Source organism: Burkholderia sp. AU27893, from assembly GCF_002223205.1.
Lineage (GTDB): Bacteria > Pseudomonadota > Gammaproteobacteria > Burkholderiales > Burkholderiaceae > Burkholderia.
In genome coordinates this window covers 2,574,176-2,598,476 of sequence record NZ_NKFD01000001.1, presented here as the reverse complement: position 1 = coordinate 2,598,476, position 24,301 = coordinate 2,574,176, and the positions used below count along the sequence as shown (strand labels likewise).

Annotated in this window: 19 protein-coding genes and 1 tRNA gene; 11 read left to right on the top strand and 9 right to left on the bottom strand. The window is 66.1% G+C overall.

Features of this window, described 5'->3' with window-relative positions; translation table 11 throughout:
- Positions 1-51 precede the first annotated feature (51 nt).
- A complete protein-coding gene (locus CFB47_RS12265) occupies positions 52-1,272 on the bottom strand; it encodes a cupin domain-containing protein (RefSeq protein ID WP_089440489.1) in 1,221 nt (406 codons plus the stop codon).
- A 32-nt stretch (positions 1,273-1,304) separates the two neighbouring features.
- Here CFB47_RS12265 and CFB47_RS12260 point away from each other — a divergent pair, with 32 nt between their 5' ends.
- Positions 1,305-1,847: a peptidylprolyl isomerase gene (locus CFB47_RS12260; RefSeq protein WP_089456461.1), complete on the top strand. Its 543-nt coding sequence runs from the start codon at positions 1,305-1,307 to the stop codon at positions 1,845-1,847.
- Here CFB47_RS12260 and CFB47_RS12255 read toward each other — a convergent pair.
- The 4 genes from CFB47_RS12255 to CFB47_RS12240 form a co-directional block, all read right to left on the bottom strand.
- Complete coding sequence (locus tag CFB47_RS12255; protein ID WP_179258939.1) at positions 1,827-3,074, bottom strand: hypothetical protein; 1,248 nt, start codon at positions 3,072-3,074, stop codon at positions 1,827-1,829. The two genes, CFB47_RS12260 and CFB47_RS12255, sit on opposite strands and share 21 nt — an antisense overlap.
- Positions 3,055-5,712, bottom strand: coding sequence for a DNA mismatch repair protein MutS (mutS, locus tag CFB47_RS12250; RefSeq protein WP_089440487.1), 2,658 nt, complete (start codon positions 5,710-5,712; stop codon positions 3,055-3,057). Before mutS ends, CFB47_RS12255 begins: the two co-directional genes overlap by 20 nt.
- 211 nt (positions 5,713-5,923) lie before the next feature.
- Positions 5,924-7,546: an NAD(P)/FAD-dependent oxidoreductase gene (locus tag CFB47_RS12245; RefSeq protein WP_089461254.1), complete on the bottom strand. Its 1,623-nt coding sequence runs from the start codon at positions 7,544-7,546 to the stop codon at positions 5,924-5,926.
- 314 nt (positions 7,547-7,860) lie between these two features.
- The gene (locus tag CFB47_RS12240; RefSeq protein WP_039364710.1) at positions 7,861-8,664 is read right to left on the bottom strand and encodes an inositol monophosphatase family protein; all 804 of its coding nucleotides are present in this window, start codon (positions 8,662-8,664) and stop codon (positions 7,861-7,863) included.
- Between the two features lie 280 nt (positions 8,665-8,944).
- Here CFB47_RS12240 and CFB47_RS12235 point away from each other — a divergent pair, with 280 nt between their 5' ends.
- Both CFB47_RS12235 and cysE read left to right on the top strand, forming a co-directional pair.
- Positions 8,945-9,769, top strand: a complete 825-nt coding sequence (locus CFB47_RS12235) for an RNA methyltransferase (RefSeq protein ID WP_089440485.1) — start codon at positions 8,945-8,947, stop codon at positions 9,767-9,769.
- A 268-nt stretch (positions 9,770-10,037) separates the two neighbouring features.
- Entirely contained in the window at positions 10,038-10,841 is an 804-nt protein-coding gene (cysE, locus tag CFB47_RS12230) for a serine O-acetyltransferase (RefSeq protein ID WP_089425733.1), read from the top strand.
- Positions 10,842-10,889: 48 nt separating this feature from the next.
- Here cysE and CFB47_RS12225 read toward each other — a convergent pair whose 3' ends face one another.
- The 4 genes from CFB47_RS12225 to CFB47_RS12210 form a co-directional block, all read right to left on the bottom strand.
- Positions 10,890-11,690, bottom strand: coding sequence for a UDP-2,3-diacylglucosamine diphosphatase (locus CFB47_RS12225; RefSeq protein WP_089440484.1), 801 nt, complete (start codon positions 11,688-11,690; stop codon positions 10,890-10,892).
- Between the two features lie 23 nt (positions 11,691-11,713).
- Positions 11,714-12,205 carry a peptidylprolyl isomerase gene (locus CFB47_RS12220; RefSeq protein WP_006478428.1) on the bottom strand — a complete coding sequence of 164 codons (492 nt, stop codon included), beginning with the start codon at positions 12,203-12,205 and terminating at the stop codon, positions 11,714-11,716.
- A gap of 88 nt (positions 12,206-12,293) precedes the next feature.
- Positions 12,294-12,875, bottom strand: coding sequence for a peptidylprolyl isomerase (locus CFB47_RS12215; protein ID WP_011352517.1), 582 nt, complete (start codon positions 12,873-12,875; stop codon positions 12,294-12,296).
- 39 nt (positions 12,876-12,914) lie between these two features.
- Positions 12,915-13,637 carry a tetratricopeptide repeat protein gene (locus CFB47_RS12210; protein WP_179243638.1) on the bottom strand — a complete coding sequence of 241 codons (723 nt, stop codon included), beginning with the start codon at positions 13,635-13,637 and terminating at the stop codon, positions 12,915-12,917.
- 234 nt (positions 13,638-13,871) lie between these two features.
- On the opposite strand from CFB47_RS12210, the gene cysS reads away from it, so the two are divergent.
- The 8 genes from cysS (at position 13,872) to cyoA (ending at position 24,298) form a co-directional block, all read left to right on the top strand.
- Entirely contained in the window at positions 13,872-15,269 is a 1,398-nt protein-coding gene (gene cysS, locus CFB47_RS12205) for a cysteine--tRNA ligase (protein WP_089461253.1), read from the top strand.
- A 43-nt stretch (positions 15,270-15,312) separates the two neighbouring features.
- Positions 15,313-16,140 carry a DNA-3-methyladenine glycosylase gene (locus tag CFB47_RS12200; protein WP_089425730.1) on the top strand — a complete coding sequence of 276 codons (828 nt, stop codon included), beginning with the start codon at positions 15,313-15,315 and terminating at the stop codon, positions 16,138-16,140.
- A gap of 103 nt (positions 16,141-16,243) precedes the next feature.
- A complete protein-coding gene (locus CFB47_RS12195; protein WP_039364696.1) occupies positions 16,244-17,215 on the top strand; it encodes an acetyl-CoA carboxylase carboxyltransferase subunit alpha in 972 nt (323 codons plus the stop codon).
- 46 nt (positions 17,216-17,261) lie between these two features.
- Complete coding sequence (tilS, locus tag CFB47_RS12190; RefSeq protein ID WP_089461252.1) at positions 17,262-18,683, top strand: tRNA lysidine(34) synthetase TilS; 1,422 nt, start codon at positions 17,262-17,264, stop codon at positions 18,681-18,683.
- 341 nt (positions 18,684-19,024) lie between these two features.
- Entirely contained in the window at positions 19,025-20,278 is a 1,254-nt protein-coding gene (locus CFB47_RS12180; RefSeq protein ID WP_039364692.1) for an aspartate kinase, read from the top strand.
- A gap of 110 nt (positions 20,279-20,388) precedes the next feature.
- Positions 20,389-20,482, top strand: a tRNA-Ser gene (locus tag CFB47_RS12175).
- A 1,122-nt stretch (positions 20,483-21,604) separates the two neighbouring features.
- The gene (locus tag CFB47_RS12165) at positions 21,605-23,134 is read left to right on the top strand and encodes a NuoM family protein (RefSeq protein ID WP_069248321.1); all 1,530 of its coding nucleotides are present in this window, start codon (positions 21,605-21,607) and stop codon (positions 23,132-23,134) included.
- Positions 23,135-23,410: 276 nt separating this feature from the next.
- A complete protein-coding gene (gene cyoA, locus CFB47_RS12160; RefSeq protein ID WP_089461250.1) occupies positions 23,411-24,298 on the top strand; it encodes a ubiquinol oxidase subunit II in 888 nt (295 codons plus the stop codon).
- The last annotated feature ends 3 nt before the right edge of the window (positions 24,299-24,301 follow it).

Below are 24,301 nucleotides of genomic sequence, written 5' to 3'. Positions count from 1 at the left end.
TGTCTTTCCCATACAGAATTTGATCCGTACGGGCATACGGGGCGACTCACACTAAATCCGGTTTCCGACCCGTATCCAGCCCGCACGATACCACTCGTGCAACAAGGCTGTCATCGAGGGAACCCGGGATAGTGTTACAAACCGTTTCGCCTCCATCTGGCGTTGATTGGCCAGTTCGGGCAGCCATTCGCCGGCTTGCTCGAGCGGTCCTTCTTCACCATTAATGAAGTACGAGCGCGCGTTATACATCAATGCGGCCCTTCTGTCGAGACACACGCCACGGCGTGACGCTTGCGTGACGAACGCGGCCTCGGACAGCGGGCGCGCGGGCGGGTCGAAAACGACGTTCGGCTTGGGCTCGCTCAGGTAGCAGCCGAGGAATTCGGCGACATCCCGCTTGCGCCAGCGGATCGCGTCCACGATCTCGGCCACGCGCTCGACCATCGCCGGAGGCAACTGGGCGGGCGTGTCGACAGCCGGCTGCTTCGGATCGCGGTAAAGATCGTCGCCGCCACCGTCGCGCAGGCCGCCACGCTCCGCGAGATAGTACAGGAACTGGGCGCCCAGCTCGCCGGCGGACGGGGCCCGGAAGCCGATCGAGCAGGTCATGCATTCGCCTTCGGCGACGCCATCGTGCGCGATGTGCGGCGGCAGGTAGAGCATGTCGCCGGGTTCCAGCACCCATTCGTCGCTCGGCTCGAAATTTTCGAGGATCTTCAGCGGCACGTCCGGTTGCAGCGACAGATCCTTCTGCGCACCGACGCGCCAGCGGCGCCGCCCTTCGACCTGCAGCAGGAATACGTCATACGAATCGAAGTGGGGACCGACGCCGCCGCCATCCGTCGCATAGGAGATCATCAGGTCGTCCAGACGCGCGTCGGGGATGAAGCGGAAGCGGTCGAGCAGTGCGCGCGCCGCATCGACGTGCAGGTCGAGACCCTGCACGAGCAGGGTCCAGGCCTTGCGCGTGACGGCCGGCAGCGAGCCGGGCTCGAACGGGCCGTGCTCAAGTTGCCACTTGTTACGAAAATGGGTGATCAGTCGCGATTCCGCGTCATAGTCTGCTGCGAGCTCGAACAGCGCGTCGCGCGAGACCGGCGACGCGACGCCGGGGATCGCCTGGCGGATCAGGAGCGGCTTCTTCTGCCAGTAGCCGCGCATGAATTGCGCCGGCGTAAGACCGCCGAGCAGCGGTGTGGGAAGATCGGAAGGCGGCGCGCCGAGCGGGGCGGCAGCGGCATCCCGCGGTTCGGCTTGAGACCGGTTGCGCATCGTATAATGAGACTTGTATTTGGGAGAATTGGATGAAAATCGCAAAAAACACCGTCGTGTCGGTCACTTACAAGCTGTCGGACGCACAGGGCAATCTGATCGAGGAAAGCGACGAGCCGATGGTCTATCTGCACGGCGGCTATGATGGCACGTTCCCCAAGATCGAGGAACAGCTCGACGGCCATGAGCCGGGCTACGAGGCGCAGGTTCAGCTCGAGCCGCAGGACGCGTTCGGCGACTACGATCCCGAACTCGTGAAGATCGAGCCGCGCGATCGTTTTCCCGAGCCGCTCGAAGTGGGCATGCAGTTCGAAGGCACGCCGGAAGACGGCGACGAGGAAGTCGATTCGCTGATCTACACGGTCACCGACGTCGCCGAAGACAAGGTCGTGCTCGACGGCAATCACCCGCTGGCAGGCATGGCGCTGCGTTTTGCGCTCACCGTGAAGGACGTTCGCGAAGCCACCGAAGACGAAATCGAGCATGAGCACGCACATGGTGCGGAAGGGCTCGAGATCGTCGACGAGGACGAAGACGACGACGGCGAAGCGCCGTCAGGGCGTACCCTGCACTGAGCTGGCAGGCAGGCCGGGTGCCGGCCCCGACGCGCCGCCCGGTGCGGCGCCGTCACCCTGCAATGGCGGCGCGACCGACGACGAGTCGGGCAGCGCCGGCAACGCAGGGATTTCCGGCATCTGCGGCAGCGGCACGTCGTCACGCGGCACGAGCGGCAGCGCGGGCGGCACGGGCAGGTTCTTCGGCACCTCCTGCAGGCTCACGTTGAAGATCGTCTGCCGTGCCGGCGACACGCTCACCTTGACCCACTGATTCGTCGGATGGCGCGGTCCGATCGCGACGCGCGTCACATTACCCACCAGTTCACCGTCGTCTGCCCGCAGCGGGCGGTCGATCAGAAAACCGTTCGCAAGCGGCTCACCGCTCGCGTGCATCACAAGTATCGGGCCGCGGAACGTCGCCGCCGCCTTCACCAGCGTTCGTTTCAGCTCACGGAAGCCGTCGCGCACGCGCGGCCGGTTGAAACGCAGCCACGCGAAGCGTTCCGCGCGCTCGTAGCGTTCGAACTGCGGATCGCCTTCGAACATCACCACCATCGCGCGTGCCTCGCGCCGCTTCGCGTATTCGGCCGCGTGGTCGATCCAGAAACCGTTCGCGATGATGCGGTCCTCGAATTCGCCGTTGCGGCCGCCGGCCGTCAGGTAGTGGTTGTTCGGCGCCGGCGCGTTGAGCGCGACGTAGACGATGTCGTCGCGCATCCAGCGGGCGTTTTCCCGATACGGCCGGAACCGGGCGACTTCGCTTTCCCGCGTGATCTGCAGTGCGCCGGGGTCGGGCAGTGCGGAATCGGCGAGCAGCGTCTGCCGCAGGAAGTCGAGCCGCTCGACCGGATCGTAGCCGCCGCCGGCCGCGGTGTTGCACGTCGCCCAGTCGTCGTGGCCGGGAATGAACACGAGCGGCACGCGCGCCGCATCCAGGATCGCCCCCCGCTGCGAATACAGGGCATCGCGGCACGCTTCCTTCGAACCCTTGAGATCGCCCGCATAGACGACGAACGCGAGGTTGCGCTCGCGCGCGATCGCATCGAGCAGCCGCTGGGCGGCAGGTTCGTCCGCAGGAGCGTTCATCACGCCCGACACGACCGCGAACGAGTAGGGCGTGGTGCTGCGCTTCGGCGGCGCGGCCAGCGCGGTGGCCTGCGCGAGCGCGAGTCCGGCCGCGACGAGCGCGGCGGCCGTGCGAGCCGGCAGGCCGCGCGGGATGCGCTTACGCGTGTCCGTCGACATCGTGCGACCGGACCAGCGTGCGCAGTTCGTACAGCAGGTCGAGCGCCTCGCGCGGCTTGAGATCGTCGGGATCGATGTCGCGCAGTTTTTCGAGCGCCGGATGCGGTGTGTCGGGCAGCGCCGGCGCGTCCGCGCATTCGAGATCGTCGGCGGGCGCCGGCGGCGCGCTGAACAGGTCGAGCTGCGGCGTGTGCTGCGACGCCGACTGCTGTTCGAGATACGCGAGGTGCTTGCGCGCGGCGCGGATCACGGGCGCCGGAACGCCTGCGAGCTGCGCGACCTGCAGGCCATAGCTCTGGTTGGCCGGGCCTTCGTTGACCGCATGCAGGAACACGATGCCGTGGCCGTGCTCGACGGCCGACAGGTGGACGTTGGCCGCTTGCGGGAATTCGGCCGGCAGTTGCGTCAGCTCGAAGTAGTGCGTCGCGAACAGCGTGTAGCACGCGTTGTGCGCCAGCAGGTGGCGCGCGATGGCCCACGCGAGCGCGAGGCCGTCGAACGTCGACGTGCCGCGGCCGATCTCGTCCATCAGCACGAGGCTTTGCGGCGTCGCGTCGTTGAGAATCGCAGCGGCTTCGGTCATCTCGACCATGAACGTCGAGCGGCCGCCCGCGAGATCGTCCGCCGCACCGATCCGTGTGAAGATCCGGTCGATCGGGCCGAAGCATGCCGACTTGGCCGGTACGTAGCTGCCGACGTACGCCATCAGCGCGATCAACGCGGTTTGCCGCATGAACGTCGACTTACCGCCCATGTTCGGGCCGGTGATCAGCAGCAGCTTGCGCTCGGTGCCGAAGCGGCAGTCGTTCGCGATGAATTGTTCGACCTGTGCTTCGACGACCGGGTGGCGGCCCTGTTCGATTTCGATGCCGATTTCGTCGGTGAAGGTCGGTGCGACCCAGTCGAGCGCACGAGCGCGTTCGGCGAATGCGGCGAGCAGGTCGAGTTCGGCGAGCGCCGATGCGACGCGCTGGCACTCCGGGATGAACGGCAGCAGCGCCTGCAGCACTGCGTCGTACAGCGCGCGCTCGCGGGCCAGTGCGCGTTCCTGCGCGGACAGCGCCTTGTCCTCGAAGGTCTTCAGTTCGGGCGTGATGTAGCGCTCGGCGTTCTTCAGCGTCTGGCGCCGGCGGTAATCGTCGGGCACCTTGTCGGTCTGGCCGCGCGTGACCTCGATGTAGAAGCCGTGCACCTTGTTGTATTCGACGCGCAGGTTCGCGATGCCGGTGCGCGTGCGCTCGCGCGCTTCGAGATCGATCAGGAACTGTCCGCAGTTCTCCGAGATGTCGCGCAGCTCGTCGAGCTCGGCATCGTAGCCGCGCGCGATGACACCACCGTCGCGTACCATCGCGGCAGGCTCGGGCGCAATCGCGCTCGTCAGCAGGTCGAGGCATTCGGCGGGCGGTGCGAGTGCTGCGTCGACGCGGGTGAGTGCGTCCGCGTTCGCGACGATCGCGCTGATGCGCTCGCGCAGTGCCGGCAGCGCGGCGAACGTGTCGCGCAGGCTCGACAGGTCGCGCGGGCGGGCGGACAGCAGCGCGAGACGCCCGGTGATCCGTTCGACGTCGGCGATCTGGCGCAGCGCGCTGCGCAGCGCATCGAGGCTGGCGTTGGCCGGTGCATCGAGCAGGGCGCCGATGGCTTGCTGGCGCGACTGCGCGGCGACCGACGCGCGCGGCGGGTGATGCAGCCAGTGACGCAGCAGGCGGCTGCCCATCGTCGTGCAGCAGGTGTCGAGCAGCGAATACAGCGTCGGCGACTCGGTGCCGCGCAACGTTTCGGTCAGTTCGAGGTTGCGGCGCGTGGCCGGATCGAGACCGATGTACTCCGTTTCGTTCTCGACCTTCAGGCTGCGCACGTGCCGCAGTTGCTGGCCCTGCGTGGCGGCCGCATAGAGCAGCAGCGCGCCGGCTGCGCCGCACGCGCTCGTGAGGGAATGCGCACCGAAACCGTCGAGGCTCGCGACATCGAGCTGGTCGCACAGCCGCTGCGTGCCCGACGCGATGTCGAAGTGCCAGGCCGGCACGCGCTTGCTTGCGCCGGCGCCGGCCGGCACGACATCGGTCGCGCCGTCCGGCGTCAGGATCTCGGCCGGCCGGATGCGCTCGAGCGCGGCCGCGAGCTGGTCGGGTTCGATTTCGGCGAGCCGCAGCGCGCCGCTGGCGAGGTTCAGCCATGCAAGGCCGATGTTCACCGCGACGCCGCGCTTGTTGTGGCCCGTGCACATCGCGAGCAGGTAGACATCGTTCTTGTCGGACAGCAGCGCGGCATCGGTCAGCGTGCCGGGCGTGACGACGCGCACGACCTTGCGCTCGACGGGGCCCTTCGACGTGGCGGGATCGCCGATCTGCTCGCAGATCGCGACCGATTCGCCCATCTTCACGAGCTTCGCAAGATACTGCTCGACCGCGTGATGCGGCACGCCGGCCATCTTGATCGGCGTGCCGGCCGATGCGCCGCGTTGCGTGAGGGTCAGGTCGAGCAGGCGTGCGGCTTTCTCCGCGTCTTCGAAGAACAGCTCGTAGAAGTCGCCCATCCGGTAGAAGACAAGCGTGTCGGGATGGTCGGCCTTGATGCGCAGGTACTGCTGCATCATCGGGGTATGGCCGGCGAAGGCTTCGGGCGACAGCGTGGTCATAAGTCAGGCGTGAAGTTGTTGCTTTGGTTGCCCGAGTTTACCAGTGGCTTCGGCATGCACGCGCGAAGTTCGCCATTCGGCCAGGTTGCCGGAGATTGCGCGACCGGCGGTGATCATTCTCACGCCGCCGTCCGACCGTGCTCCTGGCTGGCCCTGCGAAAGTCGGCGCCGCTCAGGTCGAGAACCCTCGCGCGCCGGCTCGTTTCGTACCTCAGGCCGTTTGCCCCGACGTCATGCTGAGCGCCACCGCCTGCGCGACTTCGATCCCGTCGATGGCCGCCGAATAGATGCCGCCTGCGTACCCCGCACCTTCGCCCGCCGGATACAGCCCCTCGACGTTCATGCTCTGGTAATCGTCCTTGCGTCGAATCCGGATCGGCGACGAAGTGCGCGTCTCGACACCGGTGAGGACCGCATCGTGCATCGCGAAGCCGGCGATCTTCTTGTCGATCTCGGGGAGCGCTTCGCGGATCGCTTCGATCACGTAGTCCGGCAGCGCGGTGCTGAGATCGGTCGGGTTCACGCCCGGCTTGTACGACGGCTCCACGGAGCCGAGCGACGTCGACGGCCGGCCGGCGATGAAATCGCCGACCAGCTGGCCCGGCGCACGGTAATCGCCGCCGCCGAGTTCGAACGCGCGCTCTTCCCATTTGCGCTGGAACGCAATGCCCGCCAGCGGGCCGCCGGGATAGTCGTCCGGCGTGATGCCGACGACGATGCCCGCATTCGCGTTGCGCTCGGCGCGCGAATACTGGCTCATGCCGTTGGTGACCACGCGGCCCGGCTCGGAGGTCGCCGCGACCACCGTGCCGCCCGGGCACATGCAGAAGCTGTAGACGGCGCGGCCATTGCTGCAGTGATGCACCACCTTGTAGTCGGCCGCGCCGAGCTGCTTGTGGCCCGCGAACTTGCCGAAGCGGCTGCGATCGATCAGCCCCTGCGGATGCTCGATGCGAAAACCCAGCGAGAACGGCTTGGCTTCGATAAAGACGCCGCGATCGTGCAGCATCTGGAAGGTGTCGCGCGCGCTGTGGCCCACGGCCAGCACCACATGGTCGCACCGCAGCGTTTCGCCGTTCGAGAGCTTCAGCGAGCGCACCTTGCCCTGATCGATCTCGATATCGTCGACCCGCGTTTCGAAGCGCACTTCACCACCGAGTTCGTGGATGGACGCGCGCATCTTTTCTACCATGCTGACGAGGCGGAACGTGCCGATGTGCGGCCGGCTCAGATACAGGATGTCGTCCGGCGCACCGGCCTTGACGAATTCGTCCAGCACCTTGCGGCCATAGTGGTTCGGATCCTTGATCTGGCTGTACAGCTTGCCGTCGGAAAACGTCCCGGCGCCGCCTTCGCCGAACTGCACGTTGGATTCGGGGTTGAGCACGCTCTTGCGCCACAGGCCGAAGGTGTCCTTGGTGCGCTCGCGCACGGCCTTGCCGCGTTCGAGGATGATGGGGCGGAAACCCATCTGCGCGAGGATCAGCCCCGCGAACAGGCCGCACGGCCCCATGCCGATCACGACCGGACGCAGGAAATTGCCGTGCTCGGGCGCCTTCGTGACGAAGTGGTACGCCATGTCGGGCGTCACGCCGCAATGCGGCTTGCCGGCGAGGCGCTTGATCGCGGCTACCTCATCCGCGACTTCGACATCGACGATATACGTGAGCTTGATGTCGGCGCGCTTGCGCGCATCGTGCGCACGGCGGAACACGGTGTAACGGAGGAGCCCGTCCGCGGCCACGCCAAGCTCCGCGAGGCGCGCGCGAATCGCGGCCTCGAGCGCGCTCTCGGGGTGGTCGAGGGGGAGTTTAATTTCGCTTAGCCGTAACATGGGGACTCGGATGCGATTGCCACGGCGTCGTGGCGGTGTTGATACGGTCGGGGGCCGGCTGGCCGGCGGGGTTGTCCGCCGTGCGGGCATGCCGGACGCAAACCCATCATTGTCATTGCGGGAAGGGCCGTGCAAGCGGAAAGTCCGCTGACCGGCCCGTACAACTCGGGCAACTTCAGGATAGGCGCCCGAAGCGACCCTTGTGCGGGAAGATTGTCCCGCCTCCCGGTAACCGGGAGGCGAACGGCGCGCCGTCATGACGATGCCCGCGCGCGGTATGCGCGCAAGCCGCGCCATGCAGGCGCGGCCGGGGCTTACTCCGCCGCCGGATGCACGTGGGTGTAACCCTTCAGGATCGGGATCATCTGCGCGTAGATCTTCGGGTTCGCGGCGACGATTTCATGGCGATGCAGGAAGTCGGCGTCGCCCGTGTAGTTGCCGACGAGGCCGCCGGCCTCGGTAATCAGCAGGCTGCCCGCTGCCATGTCCCACACGTTGATGCCCTGTTCGAAGAACGCGTCGAGGCGGCCGGCCGCGACGTTCGCGAGATCGAGTGCGGCCGCGCCCGGACGGCGCAGGCCCGTGCAGGCCTGCGTCATTTCGGTGAAGAGGCGCGCGTAGGCATCGAGGCCGTCCTTTTCGCGGAACGGGAAGCCCGTGCCGACGAGTGCGTCCGACAGGCGGTCGCGGCGGCCGACGCGGATGCGGCGGTCGTTCAGGTACGCGCCGCGGCCACGGGTGGCCGTGAACAGGTCGTTCTTGTTCGGGTCGTAGACGACAGCCTGCGTGACGACGCCCTTATGCTCGAGCGCGATCGATACGCAGTAGTACGGGAAGCCGTGGATGAAGTTGGTCGTGCCGTCGAGCGGATCGATGATCCACTTGAATTCGGATTCGTTCTCCGATTCGCCCGATTCTTCCGCGAGGATCGCGTGGTCGGGGTAGGCGGTCTTCAGCGTCTCGATGATCGCGTCTTCGGCGGCCTTGTCCACTTCGGTGACGAAGTCGTTCTGCTGCTTCTTGCGGATCTCGATCAGGTCGAGATCGAGGGACGCGCGATTGATGATCTGTCCGGCGCGGCGCGCAGCCTTGACAGCAATGTTGAGCATGGGATGCATGAGCCTGGATCCTGTAGCTGGCGGCACGGGCCGCCACGAAGTGGAACAACCGCCCGGCACGGCGCAAGCGTGGCAGGCGAGATGAGACGCGAATTGACAAAGAGCGCGGTACGACCCGCGTCGCACGGAGTGCGGCGCGTAAAGGCATGATTTTACCCGATTTTTGGCGGTTTCAGGCGACCGGTGTACGGGGAAACCCCCACTATCCGTCCGGACGAGTGGGTTTGCCGCAGCGATGGCGATACCATACTGCCATTCTGATGAACCGAGTCGTATCGTAGTGGAAACCCCGCAGATCACCGCCGCGCCGTCCGAGCCGGGCGCGGCCTCGTCCCAGTCGCCGTCCGGCGGCTTCACGTCCACCCGTTTCGTGCTCGTCGAGCCGAGCCATCCCGGCAATGTCGGGGCGGCCGCCCGCGCGCTGAAGACGATGGGCTTCTCGCGTCTCGTGCTGGTCGCGCCCCGCGTGCCGCACGTGCAGAGCGATCCCGAGGCGATCGCGATGGCCAGCGGTGCGGACGACGTCCTCGCGTCCGCGCATGTCGTGCCGACGCTCGGCGACGCGCTGTCCGGCGTTCACTGGTCGATCGCGCTGACTGCACGCACGCGCGAATACGGGCCGCCGCGCCTGGCGCCGCGTGCCGCCGCCACGCAGGCGTGCGCGCAGGTCGGCACGGGCGACATCGCGCTCGTGTTCGGCAACGAGCGCACGGGCCTCGCGAACGAGCATGTCGAGCAGTGCAGCGCGCTGGCGCATATTCCGGCGAACCCGGCCTACAGTTCGCTGAATCTCGCACAGGCCGTGCAGGTGCTTGCGTACGAGTTGCGTGTCGCGTTTCTCGAGCAGGCGAGCGAGCCGTCGGCGCAACCGTCGGCCGAAGCCGGCACGCTCGCGCAGAGCGACGAGATCGAGCGGATGTACGTCCACCTCGAGAACGCGCTGATCGCGCTCGATTTCCTCGATCCGCGCAACCCGAAGAAGCTGATGCCGCGGCTGCGGCGCCTGTTCGCGCGCACGGGCCTTGAGCGCGAGGAGGTCAACATCCTGCGCGGTGTCGCGAAGCACATCCTGCTGAAATCGGGCAAACCCGACGGCGACGCGTAAGCGGTCGGCGCACGGGGCGGCGGATGTCCCGGCGCGCGGGGAACCACCCCGGCGGCAGGTGCCGGTCCGGCCGCCGAAAGCGCCGGGGCCGATCACTTCATTTGGCCGACCACCCCGCAAACCCAGTAACAGCAAGCGTTCCGCCCGAATACCCGCGCCGGCGGCGGGGTGAACTGGCGAGCGCGTGCCGCCGTTCGTGACTCGCCCTACAATCGCCGAACGTCATAAGTAAATTACCGGGCGCGATAACGGCCGGTCATTGCCGGCGATGCGCGCCGGCCTTTTCCCAGACCACATCATGTTCACGAGACTGCGCGAAGACGTTGCAACGATTCGCGAGCGGGATCCCGCCGCTCGCAGTGCATGGGAAGTGCTGACCTGTTATCCGGGGCTGCATGCGCTCGTGCTGCATCGTTTCGCGCACGCATGCTGGCGCGCGAAGCGCTACTGGCTCGCGCGTTTCGCGTCGCAGGCCGGCCGGTTCCTGACGGGGATCGAGATTCACCCCGGCGCGACGATCGGCCGGCGCGTGTTCATCGATCACGGGATGGGTGTCGTGATCGGCGAGACGGCGATCGTCGGCGACGACTGCACGATCTATCAGGGCGTGACGCTGGGCGGCACGTCGCTCACGCGCGGCGCCAAGCGCCACCCGACGCTCGAGGCCGGCGTGATCGTCGGCGCGGGCGCGAAGGTGCTCGGCGGCTTCACGGTCGGAGCGGGCGCGAAGATCGGTTCGAACGCTGTCGTCGTGAAGCCGGTGCCGGCAGGCGGCACCGCGGTCGGCAATCCGGCGCGCGTCGTGATGCCGGCGCAGCCGAAGCCGCAGCCCGAGCGTGCGGCGTTCTGCGCATACGGGATCACGCCCAATGCCGACGATCCGATGTCGCTCGCGATCCACGGGCTGATCGATCACGCGGCGAAGGAAAGCCGCCGCGTCGACGAGATCGTCGCGGCGCTCGAGCGGCTCGGCACGCATCTGGAAACATTGCAGGGCGCCGACGCGGCGCGCCTCGATCTGCGCCGGCTGTCGGCCGTGCTGGAAGGGAAGTCGGTCGAGCGTCAGGCGTAATTCAATGGATGCCCGCTGCTGCCGGTGCGTGCGACGGCAGCGGCGGTGTCAGTCGAGCGGCATCGCGTGGATGCCTTCCGCGTCGACGCGCAGGTAGCCGCCGCGCGGCTTGCCGTGGTCGAGATCCCAGTCGGGCAACACCCAGCGGATGCCACCCGGTTCCATGTGCCGGGCGGGGCGGTGCGTATGGCCGTGAATGATCACGCTCGCGCGGCTTTTCCGGAACAGCGCGGCCACGCCTTCGCGCGTGACATCGTAGATCGCCGAAACAGGGCGCATCCGGCCCGATTCGCTGTTCGAGCGCATGCGCTGCGCGAGCGCGCGGCGCCAACGGAACGGCCAGGCGAGAAACAGCCATTGCGCGGCGCGGTTGCGCGCGAAGCGGCGGAATACCTGGTAGCCGCGGTCGGCCGTGCACTGCGCGTCGCCATGCGCGAGCACGATGCGCTGGCCGAACGCCATGATCAGCGAAGGATCGGGCAGCAGCATCGCGCCGGCTGCCTTCATGAAGCGCCGGCCGAGCAGGAAATCGCGGTTGCCGTGCATCACGTAGAGCGCAATGCCGCGCTCCGAGAACGTGTGCATCAGCGCGGCCATGCGGGCCGCGAACGGATCGTCGTCGAGGATGTCGTCGCCGATCCAGTATTCGAACAGGTCGCCGAGGATGAACACCGAGTCGGCGCTGTCAGCGGTGTATTTCACGAAATGCTCGAACGCGGCGACCGTCTTCGGAATCGCTTCGCTCAGGTGCAGATCGGAGAGAAACAGGAACGGGCGTGCGGCTTGCGCGTATTCGCGCTCGCCCGGCACGCCCGCGGAGACGCTTCGCGGCGGACTCTCCTGCAACATCGAAGTGCCTCCGTAACTGCGCGTCAGACCACGACGGCCTTTTCGATCACGACGTCGTCAGTCGGCACGTCCTGGTGGAAACCGGCGTTGCCCGTCTTGACGCCCTTGATCTTGTCGACCACGTCCTGGCCTTCGACGACCTTGCCGAACACCGCGTAGCCCCAGCCTTGCGGCGTCGGCGACGAGTGGTTCAGGAAGTCGTTGTCGTTCACGTTGATGAAGAACTGGGCGGTCGCCGAGTGCGGATCGTTGGTGCGCGCCATCGCGACCGTGTAGTTGTCGTTCTTCAGGCCGTTGTTCGCCTCGTTGTCGATCGGCGCATCGGTCGGCTTCTGCTTCAGGCCCGGCTCGAAGCCGCCGCCCTGGATCATGAAGCCGTTGATCACGCGATGGAACACGGTGCCGTCGTAGTGGCCCTTCTTCACGTAGTTCAGGAAGTTCTCGACCGTCTTCGGTGCCTTCGCGGCGTCGAGCTCGAGCTTGATCACGCCGTGGTTCGTATGCAGTTCAACCATGATGAATTCCTTCGGTGAGGCGGTTTAAATGGCACGCGGCCGGTCGTGCGACGCGGCCGCGTGTGGCGCCGGACGTGCCGGCAGGTTCTTACTTCGAGACGATGCTGGCCGATTCGATCACGATCGGTTGCGCGGGCACGTCCTGCATCGGGCCGCGCGAGGTCGTCGCGACGCCTTCGATCTTCTTCACGACGTCGAGACCCGACACGACCTTGCCGAACACCGCATAGCCGTTGCCGTCCGGGTTCGGGTAGTCGAGGCCGCTGTTGTCGACCGTGTTGATGAAGAACTGCGCGGTGGCCGAGTTCGGATCGCTCGTGCGAGCCATCGCGATCGTGCCCGTCAGGTTCTTCAGACCATTGCGGCTCTCCAGCGGGATCGGCGCGCGGGTCGGCTTCTCCTCGAAGTTGGTCTTGTAGCCGCCGCCCTGGATCATGAAGCCCTTGATCACGCGATGGAAGATCGTGCCGTTGTACTGGCCGGCCTTCACGTAATCGAGGAAGTTGGCGACGGACTTCGGCGCCTTCTCCGGGTAGAGCTCGACGCGGATGTCGCCCTGCGAGGTCTTCAGCTGCACGACGGGGTGCGCGGTAGCCGATTGCGCGAACGCAGGTGCGGTCGCGGTCGCGAGAAGGGCGGCGCCGCCAAGCGCCAGCAACAGACGTTTCATTGCGATCCTCAGGTTGGGAGGGAAAGAAGGCCGCGCCGCTTATTGCGACGGCGCGACGTACGGCGCCGCCAGTGCGCCCGACGGACCGCTGAACTGGAACGTCGGCGACATCGGCAGCGTGGTGGTGCTCACGTTCGCGGCTGCGCGGTCGGAGTAGTCGCGCGTGGCCGGTGCGGCTGCGCGGGCATTCGGCGCGGCCTTCGGCGGCGACACGATCTTCTGGAGATCGGCGAGGCGCTGCGCGGTCGCGCCGCTCGTGCGGCCGAGCGACTGCGCCCGCTTGTACGACTCGGCCGCGAGGCGCAGGTAGAGATCGCCGAGGTTCTCGTACGCGAGCGAGTAGCTGGGGTTCGATTGCGTCGCCGTGACGAGCGCGGTGCGCGCTTCGTCGTAGCGTCCATGCTTCGCGTAAAGCGCCGCAAGGTTGTTGTACGGCTCGGGCAGTTCGGGGTACGCCTGCGTGATCGCGACGAACTGCTGGATCGCATCGTCATCGCGGTTCAGGCGGGCCAGCACGGTGCCGCGCTTGAACTGCGCCTGCACGTCGCGCGGGTTCGACGCGATGCGCGCGTCGAGCTGCGCGAGCGCCTGCTTCCACTGCTTGCCGGCGATCGACGCGTCGATTTCGGGCGTGCCGTCGGCGGTGGCCGGGGCCTTCTGCGCATGCGCCGCGGGAGCCGCGAAAAGCGTCAGCGCGACGCCCATGACGGTGGTCGCAACGAGGGTCGCAGCGCTCTGCGCGCGGCCGCGATGAGGTTTCATAGGCGTAAATCGGAATGTTATACTCCGAGCCATTCTAACAAAACGTCTGCGCGTTCCGGCGAGCGTCAGACAGTCTTTCTTTGCCTCTCGTGGCCGTCACCGCTGTGCTTGCAGCCTGACCGCCCCATGTGATATCGAGGACGCTCGGCCTGGTGCCGCAGCAGATGGTCCGTCCGTTTCGCATGCTGGGCGAGCTTCGCCAGGGCGGTTTCCTTCGGCTCACGGTTCATCTCTATGGAATCACTGCGCATCTACAACACGCTCGCGCGTGACAAGCAAGTCTTCGTGCCGCGCCAGGCTGGCGAAGTGCGGATGTACGTATGCGGAATCACCGTATACGACTATTGTCACGTGGGCCACGCGCGCATGCTGGTCGTGTTCGACCTCGTCCAGCGCTGGTTGCGTGCGATCGGTTACCGGGTCACGTATGTGCGCAACATTACCGACATCGACGACAAGATCATCCGCCGCGCGGTCGAGAACGGCGAGACGATCAAGTCGCTGACCGACCGGTTCATCGGCGCGATGCACGACGATGAAAGCGCGCTCGGCATCCAGCGGCCCGACATCGAGCCGCGCGCGACCGCGTTCATCCCGCAGATGCTCGGCATGATCGAGACGCTCGAGACGAACGGCTACGCGTACCAGGCGACCGACGGCGACGTCAATTACTCGGTGCGCAAGTTCGCGAACTACGGGAAGCTGTCGGGCAAGTCGCTCGACGACCTGCGCGCGGGCGAGCGCGTCGCCGCGAACGACGCGAAGGAGGATCCGCTCGATTTCGTGCTGTGGAAACGCGCGAAGCCGGAGGATCCGGAAGGCACGTCGTGGGCGTCGAAGTACGGGATGGGGCGCCCGGGCTGGCACATCGAGTGCTCGGCGATGGGCTGCACGCTGCTCGGCGAGCATTTCGACATCCACGGTGGCGGGCAGGATCTGCAATTCCCGCACCACGAGAACGAGATCGCGCAGAGCGAAGGCGCGACCGGCCAGACGTTCGTCAATTACTGGATGCACAACGGCTTCGTGCAGGTCGACAACGAGAAGATGTCGAAATCGCTCGGCAACTTCTTCACGATCCGCGAAGTGCTCGAACGCTACGATGCGGAAGTCATGCGCTTTTTCATCGTGCGCACGCACTACCGTTCGCCGCTCAATTACAGCGACGTGCATCTCGACGATGCGCGCGCGTCGCTCACGCGTCTCTATACCGCGCTGAAAGATGTTGAAGCCGACACGCTCGCGCTCGACTGGAACGAGCCGCACGCGCAGCGTTTCGCCGCCGCGATGAACGACGACTTCAACACGCCGGTCGCGGTGGCGACGCTGTTCGAGCTGGCGGGCGAGGTGAATCGCACGGGCGACGCATCGCTCGCGCGGCAGCTGAAACAGCTGGCGGGCCTGCTCGGCCTGCTGGGCCGCGAACCGCGCGCGTTCCTGCAGCAGGCGTCCGGCGCCGCGCAGGCGGGCGGGCTCGCCGCCGACGAGATCGAAGCGAAGATCGCCGCGCGCGTCGCGGCGAAGCAAGCGAAGGACTATGCCGAAGCGGACCGGATCCGGGCGGAACTGCTCGAGACCGGTATCGCACTTGAAGACAAACCGGGCGGATCGACCGAATGGCGTCGCGTATGAGCGCGGTGCGTTCCACTGACCGATCCGTCAGGTAGGAGGCAAGATGGCAACGGCCAGAAAAGCGCCGGTCAGGCGCGCGACCCCGGTCGCCGCGCGTCCGGCAGCCAAGCGCGTGCCGCCGGCGAAGACGGACGCGACGCGCGCCGTGCCGAACGGCGCGCTCAACGGTCATGCGCAGCCGGCGGCGGTGCCGCCGGCCGCCGACGCGGCCCGCAAGGCCCGTGCGTCCGAAGCGGACGGCGAGGAGGTGGTCGTGCGTCCTGCATACTGGGACAAGGCATGCGCCGACCTCGTCAAGCGCGACCGGATCCTGAAGAAACTGATTCCGAAGTTCGGTCCCGCGCATCTCGTGAAGCGCGGCGACCCGTTCGTCACGCTCGCGCGCTCGGTCGTCGGCCAGCAGATTTCGGTGCCGTCCGCGCAGTCGCTGTGGGCGCGCATCGGCGATGCCTGTCCGAAGCTCGCGCCGCAGCCGGTGATCCGGCTCGGCGCGGACAAGCTGATCGCATGCGGGCTGTCGAAGCGCAAGACGGAATACATCCTCGATCTCGCGCAGCATTTCGTGTCGGGCGCGCTGCACGTCGACAAATGGACGTCGATGGACGACGAGGACGTGATCGCGGAACTCACGCAGATCCGCGGCATCAGCCGGTGGACGGCCGAGATGTTCCTGATCTTCAACCTGTCGCGGCCGGACGTCCTGCCGCTCGACGACCCGGGCCTGATCCGCGCGATCAGCGTCAATTACTTCAGCGGGGAACCCGTCACGCGCAGCGAGGCGCGCGAGGTTGCCGCCAACTGGGAACCGTGGCGCACCGTCGCGACCTGGTATATGTGGCGCAGCCTCGATGCGCCCGACGCCGACGCCTGAGCGGCGGCTATCGGATTTTAAACATCAATAGTTGAGAGCCGGTTTTGAGCGTCGCCCGCGCGGGTAGAATACGCGCTGCCGCAAGACCCAAGGATTCGAACACATGAAGACCACGTTTCTGGATTTCGAACAGCCGATCGCCGAACTCGAGGCCAAGATCGAAGAGCTGCGATTCGTGCAGGACGACTCGGCTGTCGACATTTCGGAAGAAATCGAGCGGTTGTCGAAGAAAAGCCAGCAACTGACGAAAGACCTCTACGCGAACCTGTCGCCGTGGCAGGTCTCGCAGATCGCGCGGCATCCGCAGCGTCCGTACACGCTCGATTACGTTGCGGAACTGTTTACCGATTTTCACGAGCTGCACGGCGACCGCGCATTCGCGGACGACGTGTCGATCGTCGGCGGCCTCGCGCGCTTCGGCGGCCATCCGTGCATGGTGATCGGCCACCAGAAGGGCCGTGACACGAAGGAGCGCGCCGCGCGCAACTTCGGGATGCCGCGTCCGGAAGGCTATCGCAAGGCCGAACGCCTGATGCGTCTCGCCGAGAAGTTCGGTCTGCCGATCTTCACGTTCGTCGACACGCCGGGCGCATACCCGGGCATCGGCGCGGAAGAGCGCGGCCAGTCGGAGGCGATCGGCCGCAACCTGTACGTGATGGCCGAACTGAAGACGCCGATCATCACGACGGTGATCGGCGAGGGCGGTTCGGGCGGCGCGCTCGCGATCGCGGTGGCCGACACGGTGATGATGCTGCAATTCTCGACCTACTCGGTGATCTCGCCGGAAGGCTGCGCGTCGATCCTGTGGAAGAGCGCCGCGAAGGCGCCGGAAGCAGCGGAAGCGCTGGGCCTGACCGCGCACCGCCTGAAGGCGCTCGGCCTGATCGACAAGATCATCAACGAGCCGCTCGGCGGCGCGCATCGCGATCCGAAGGGCATGGCCGCGCTGCTGCGCCGTGCACTGGCCGATTCGCTGCGCCAGTTCCAGGGGATGAGCATCGATGCGCTGCGCGAGCGTCGCTTCGAGCGCCTGATGGCCTACGGCAAGTTCAAGGAAACCACGCCGGGCGCATGACCGGCTGCGTCCTCCCATCGCGCGCCGCTGCGCGCGCGTTCCTCTCGTGATTCCGCCCACCGAATTCTCCGCCGACCGCGTCGTTCTCGACGCGGTCGGCGTTGCGCTTTCCGGCATGCCGGCGGATGCACGCATCGCGATCGCGTACAGCGGCGGCCTCGACTCGACGGTGCTGCTCGACGCGGCCGTGCGCGTCGCGGGCGCGTCGCGCTGTGTCGCGCTGCACGTGCATCACGGGCTCAGTGCGAATGCCGACGCGTGGGTGGCGCATGCCGAGGCCAGCGCCGCAGGGCTCGGTGTCGCGTTCGAATCGATGCGCGTCGACGTGCCGCGCGACAGCGGCCTCGGTGTCGAGGCAACGGCGCGCGAGCGGCGCTATGCGGCGCTCGACGAGCTATGCGAGCGCCACGGCGCGGCCGCGCTGTGGCTCGCGCAGCATGCGGACGACCAGGCCGAGACGGTGTTGCTGCAGTTGTTGCGCGGCGCGGGGATCGCGGGGCTGGCCGCCATGGCGCCGCGTTACCGCCCTGACGGCGTGAGCGTCGAGCGCGTGCGCCCGCTGCTGCGACTGTTGCGTGCGCAACTCGAGCGCTATGCGACGCAGCGCGACCTGGTGTGGATCGACGACGAATCGAACAACGACACGCGATACGCGCGCAATGCGTTGCGCATCGACGTGCTGCCGGCGCTGGCCGTGCATTTCCCGGGCTTTCGCGACGCGCTCGGCCGCGCGGCCCAGCATGCGGCGGCCGCGCAGCGACTGCTCGACGATCTGGCCGAGCTCGACTTCGCTGTTGCCGCGCGCGATGACGGGCAGGCACTGTCGCGCGACGCGTTGGTCGCGTTCGACGATACGCGCGGCGCGAACCTGCTGCGCTTCTGGATGCGTCGGCTCGGCCTGCCGAGTGCGTCGGCTGCCCGGCTCGCCAACATGATGCGGCAGTTGCGTGCCACGCATGTCGCCCATGCGCTGCGTGTCGATCACGCGGGGCAATGCCTGCGCCTGTATCGCGATGTCGTCTACTGGGAAGCGGGCGACAGCAGCGAACCGGCCGATGACGGCGCCGGGAGCCCGCACCCGGAAGCAATGCTCGCGTGGGACGGGCAGGAAGTCTGGCACCTGCCGGGATGGCGCGGCACGTTCGTGTTCGCGCCCGCCGAGGCGGGAAGCGCCGACGCGGTGCCGGAGGCGCTGCTGCGCGGCGCGCGGCTGGCGGCGCGTGCCCGCGCGGGCGGCGAGCGGATGCGCACGTCGCCGGGCGGCCCGGGCCGTACGCTGAAGAACCTGTTCCAGGAGCGTGGCGTGCCGGCCTGGCAGCGCGACGTGCCGCTGCTGTTCGCTGGCGACTTGCTGATCTACGTGCCGCGCCTCGGCGTGAATCGCGATGCCGGCTTGTCCGGCGGCGGGGCGCCCGGTGATGGCGCGTGGCGCCGGATCGAGTGGCGTCCCGACATGCTGATCGCATAGCGGCGGCGGCCCCTGACGGCGCGATGGCACGCGCATTTTCACCATTTGGTAAACAGCGCCGGAACGGCCCCGGACGCCGCGCGCGGCTTGTCAAGCGGGCCTCTATCGGGTACGCTCGGTCGTTTGCTCGGCTCGATTTTTGAGCGATTTGTGCAGGTTTTCCGCGTGACGTACCCGGTTTGCGCGGCCTGATCGGCCTTCCGGGCAAAATCCGTCACGCTTGCGTGTTGCGTCCCAGCCGTCCCCCTCGTCGTCCGTCCACAGCCACAAGCCGCGTGACCGAACGGCTACGCGGCCTGCCCAGCGCGCCCGTGCGGTTTCTCCTCCAGTTCAGAACGACAATGGCACTCATCGTACACAAATACGGCGGCACTTCGATGGGCTCGGTCGAGCGCATCAAGAACGTCGCGAAACGCGTCGCAAAATGGCATCAGGCCGGGCACCAGATGGTGGTCGTGCCTTCGGCGATGTCCGGCGAAACCAACCGTCTGCTCGGTCTTGCGAAAGAGATTTCGAGCCAGCCGAGCCCGCGCGAGCTCGACATGATCGCGTCGACCGGCGAGCAGGTCAGCGTCGGCCTGCTGTCGATCGCGCTGCAGGAAATCGGCGTCGAGGCCGTGAGCTACGCGGGCTGGCAAGTGCCGATCAAGACCGACAGCGCGTTCACGAAGGCGCGCATTCACTCGATCGACGACGAACGCGTGAAGGCCGATCTGAATGCGGGCAAGGTCGTGATCATCACGGGCTTCCAGGGCGTCGATCCGGACGGCCACATCACGACGCTGGGCCGTGGCGGCTCGGACACGTCGGCGGTGGCGGTGGCGGCTGCGCTGGGTGCCGAAGAGTGCCTGATTTATACGGACGTCGACGGCGTCTACACGACCGATCCGCGCGTCGTCGAAGAAGCGCGCCGCCTCGATCGCGTGACGTTCGAGGAAATGCTGGAAATGGCCAGCCTCGGCTCGAAGGTCCTGCAGATCCGCTCGGTCGAATTCGCCGGCAAATACCAGGTGAAGACGCGTGTGCTGTCGAGCCTGACCGATCCGCTGATTGCGCTCGACGAAGAAATGCGCTCGGGCACCCTGATTACTTTTGAAGAAGACGAGACCATGGAAAAGGCAGTCATTTCCGGCATCGCGTTCCAGCGCGACGAAGCACGCATTGCTGTGATGGGCGTGCCCGACAAGCCGGGCATCGCATATCAGATCCTCGGCCCGGTCGCGGATGCGAACGTCGACGTCGACATGATCATCCAGAACCAGAGCGTCCAGGGCAAGACCGACTTCACGTTCACGGTCGGCCGCGGCGACTACCAGAAGGCGATGGACATCCTCACCAACCAGGTGAAGGGCCACGTGAGCGCCGAGCACGTGCAGGGCGACCCGAAGGTGTCGAAGGTGTCGGTCGTCGGCGTCGGCATGCGTTCGCACGTGGGCGTCGCGAGCAAGATGTTCCGCACGCTGTCGGAAGAGGGCATCAACATCCAGATGATCTCGACGTCCGAAATCAAGATTTCGGTGCTGATCGACGAGAAATACATGGAGCTGGCCGTCCGCGCGCTGCACAAGGCATTCGAACTCGACCAGGCATCGTGAATTTTTCGTGATGCATTGAAGAAAATGCATCACGGAAATTGACGCGCGGTTCGAAACCCTATATTATTTCGTTCTCGTCGCACTGCCTCCCTGGTGCGAGCGAAAGTTTGGGAGACGTGGCCGAGAGGTCGAAGGCACTCCCCTGCTAAGGGAGCATCTGGGCCAAAACCTGGATCGAGGGTTCGAATCCCTCCGTCTCCGCCAAAAGCGGTGACAAAGCCCCGCAAGTTCTCGGACTTGCGGGGCTTTTTCTTTTTCGGGCGCCGCCGAGCGCCCGGTGCGGAATGTGGCTGGGATTCATTCGCCGGTGGATTCGGGCGGGGCCGGCAGTGTCCGATGCGTGTTTGGCTTGGGTTGAGCATCGCGACATGTCGCTTGTCGTTTGACGCGATTCAAAGTGTCGCTTTCAGCAAGCCCGCATCCCGTTCTGACCATCCTCGCTCATCGCCCGTCGACGGACTTGTCGGCAACCACGCGCCGTTACGCACGTCCAACAGAGCTAGCGGCATATGCTAGTCGACAGCATGCACGTGTATCGCAAGCGTCAGCAGATCATGCGCAGGTACCCGACGATCATCGGGCAGCGTGTCGCGATGGAGCAGGGCGACGTTGCCGCTCGTGCTCGATCCGTTCCTTGCGTTCGACACGCACGCCGCGCCGCAGGATGTCGCACATAACCACGATGCGCGCGTCACAGCGCCCGCATCGAAGTCGGCGCAGGCCGCCGCGAGCGGCATGATCGACGCTAGCCGATGCCACGCGTGGAAGCCGCTTCTTCCAATTTCCTCCGCAACACGACCGTCATCACGCGATGAAGATGCACATGCGGGCCGCCTGAGTCATCTGCGATCGCGCTCGGGAACATGAAGGCGAGGTGAGGGCAACCATTCCCTCGACTTGCGTCGAGCAAGGCTGAGTGAAATAAAAATGAAAGATATCGTGTAAGCATTGAGAGCCGCACACGCGCTACCTTGGCGACCGTCAATTATCCCGCTCGGACCCTTTAAAATAGGCCGCCTGCGTCAAAAATGCGGCACTGCGTCGATTTTCGCGATCGACCCGATCGGGCAATACAAAAAATTACACATAAAAATCATGAGCATAGAGCTGCGATGAAAATCAATGCTCTGCTGCGCTGCAGAAAATAATCAATCGCCTTATGCTGGTTAACCCGATCGCATTTGAGCGGCGTCAAGTTTTCCGGTGATGCCGCTTTACATTTTGCCAACGCTGGCGATTCACGAAATCTACCTGTCGATTTGATTTCGTTCCTTTCGTCTCGCCTGTCCCCGATGCAGTGCGCGACTTCATCAAGGCCTTGTTGACATGCATGATTTCCCCTTCCTGAGCCTGGCCATCTGGGCTCCGATCCTGTTCGGCGCGTGCCTGCTGCGCGCCGGTTCCGACCATCATCCACGCCGTACCCGGCTGATCGCGCTCGTCGGCGCGCTGGTGGGGCTTGCGGCGGTCGTGCCGCTGGTTGCCGGTTTCGATGCGCACTCGGCCGCGATGCAGTTCGTCGAAAGCCGCAACTGGCTGGCGGCATTCAATTCCGGATGGCGGGTCGGCATCGACGGCGCGTCGCTGTGGCTCGTCGTGCTGACCGCGTTCACGACGCTCGTGGTGGTGGTGGCATCGTGGGAGTCGGTCACGGTACGCGTCGCGCAGTACTACGCGTCGTTCCTGATCCTGTCGGGTTTGATGGTCGGCGTGTTCGTCGCACAGGACGGGCTGCTGTTCTTCATCTTCTTCGAGGCGACGCTGATCCCGCTTTACCTGCTGATCGGCACGTGGGGGCGCGAGCGCCGCGTGTACGCGGCCGTGAAGTTCTTCTTCATCTCGTTCGCCGGCTCGCTGCTGCTGCTGATGGCGATGCTGTACCTGTACGCGCAGTCGCATACGTTCGACATGGCCGTATGGCGCACGCTGCAGCTCGGCTTCGCGCCGCAGTTGCTGGTGTTCCTCGGCTTCTTCGCCGCCTTCGCGGTCAAGGTGCCGATGTGGCCGGTCCACACGTGGCTGAGCGACGTCTACACCGACGGCCCGACCGGCGCCGCGCTGATGCTTGCGATGCTCAAGCTCGGCGGCTACGGGTTCCTGCGCTTCGCGCTGCCGGTCACGCCGGATGCGAGCCACTTCTTCGCGCCGGCCGTGATCGCGCTGTCGCTGTTCGCGATCGTCTACGCGAGCCTGATCGCGCTCGCGCAGACCGATCTCGGCAAGCTGCTCGCGTATTCGACGGTCGCGCACATGGGGATCGTCACGCTCGGGCTGTTCCTGTTCAACCGGATCGGCGTCGAAGGCGCGATCGTCCAGCTCGTGTCGTACGGCTTCGTCGCGGGCGCGATGCTGTTGTGCGTGAACGTGCTCGTCGATCGCACGAAGCAGCGCGAGATTGCCGCTTACGGCGGCGTCGCGGGCGTGATGCCGCGCTTCGCGACCTTCACGGTGCTGTTCGCGATGGCCAACGTCGGCCTGCCGGGCACGTCGGGGTTCGTCGGCGAGTTCATGGTCATCATGGGCGCGATCCGCTTCAACTTCTGGATCGGCGCGATCGCGGCGCTGACGCTGATCCTCAGCGCGTCGTACACGCTGTGGATGCTCAAGCGCGTCGTGTTCGGCAAGGTGGCGAGCCAACGGATCGCGAAGCTCGCCGACCTGAACCGTCGCGAGATCGTGATGTTCGCGTCGCTCGCACTCGTGGTGCTGGCGGTCGGCATCGATCCGAAGCCGTTCACCGACGCGATCGATCCGACCGTCGGACGGCTGATCGAAGACGCGAGCCATTCGAAGCTGCCGACCGGGGACGGCCCTGCGCAGCCGCAGCCGTCGTACATGGCATCGACGCGCGGCTGATCGCGGCACGTCGCACGGAGTGGGGTGCACCGCACGGCGGTGCGGTCGTTGCGCGCGCATCGATTCCGTCGCAGTCCGGCGCACGCCGCGCCGGGCCGGCTTCCGGCTGCGTGAAATTGCCCCGCGACAATCTGTCTCACGGCAGTTTCTGCAATGATGATTTTCCGCATTAGCTGGTTTTTCATCGCACTCGCGCGACGTATGATTCGGCCACTTTCGTGGATCGAATGCGCATCGGGCATACGCAAACGGATTCAATGACCCTCGGGCTGTGTGATGAAAAGAAAAGCTTCAAAAGGCGGAGTGGCGCTGATGTCGATCGGCGCGGCTTTGAGCCTGTCAGGCTGTAATTTAGATGTACTAAATCCGAAAGGAAGCGTGGGCGCTGCCGAAAAGGCGCTGATCGCGACGTCCACCTGGGCGATGCTGATCGTCGTCGTGCCGGTGATCCTGCTCACGCTGTGGTTCGCGTGGCGTTACCGCGCGTCGAACCGCAACGCCACCTACGCGCCGGACTGGTCGCACTCGACCGCGATCGAGGTCGTGATCTGGACGGTGCCGACGCTGATCATCCTGTTCCTCGGCGTGCTCACGTGGAACACCACGCACGAGCTCGATCCGTACAAGCCGCTCGAGTCGTCGGTGAAGCCGATCGACGTCGAGGTCGTCGCGCTCGACTGGAAGTGGCTGTTCATCTATCCGGAACTCGGCATCGCGTCGGTGAACCAGCTCGCGATTCCGGTCGGCACGCCGGTGAACTTCCGCATCACGTCGGATTCGGTGATGAACTCGTTCTTCATCCCGCAGCTCGGCGGCCAGGTCTACGCGATGGCCGGCATGCAGACGCGCCTGCACCTGATCGCCGACGAGCCCGGCAACTATGCGGGCACGTCCGCCAACTTCAGCGGCCGCGGCTTCTCCGACATGAAGTTCCGCACGCTCGCCGAGCCGCGCGAACAGTTCGATGCATGGGTGCGGAAGGTGAAGGCGTCGCCGGACCGGCTCGACGCGACCGTGTACGGCACCGTCGCGCAGCCGAGCGAGAAGGCGCCGGTGCGCTACTTCTCGTCGGTCGATCCGCGGCTCTTCCACAACATCATCGCGAAATACAACGATGGCCACGTCCTCGACCTGAAGGACGCCGCCTGCGGCACGAAGGGGTAACGC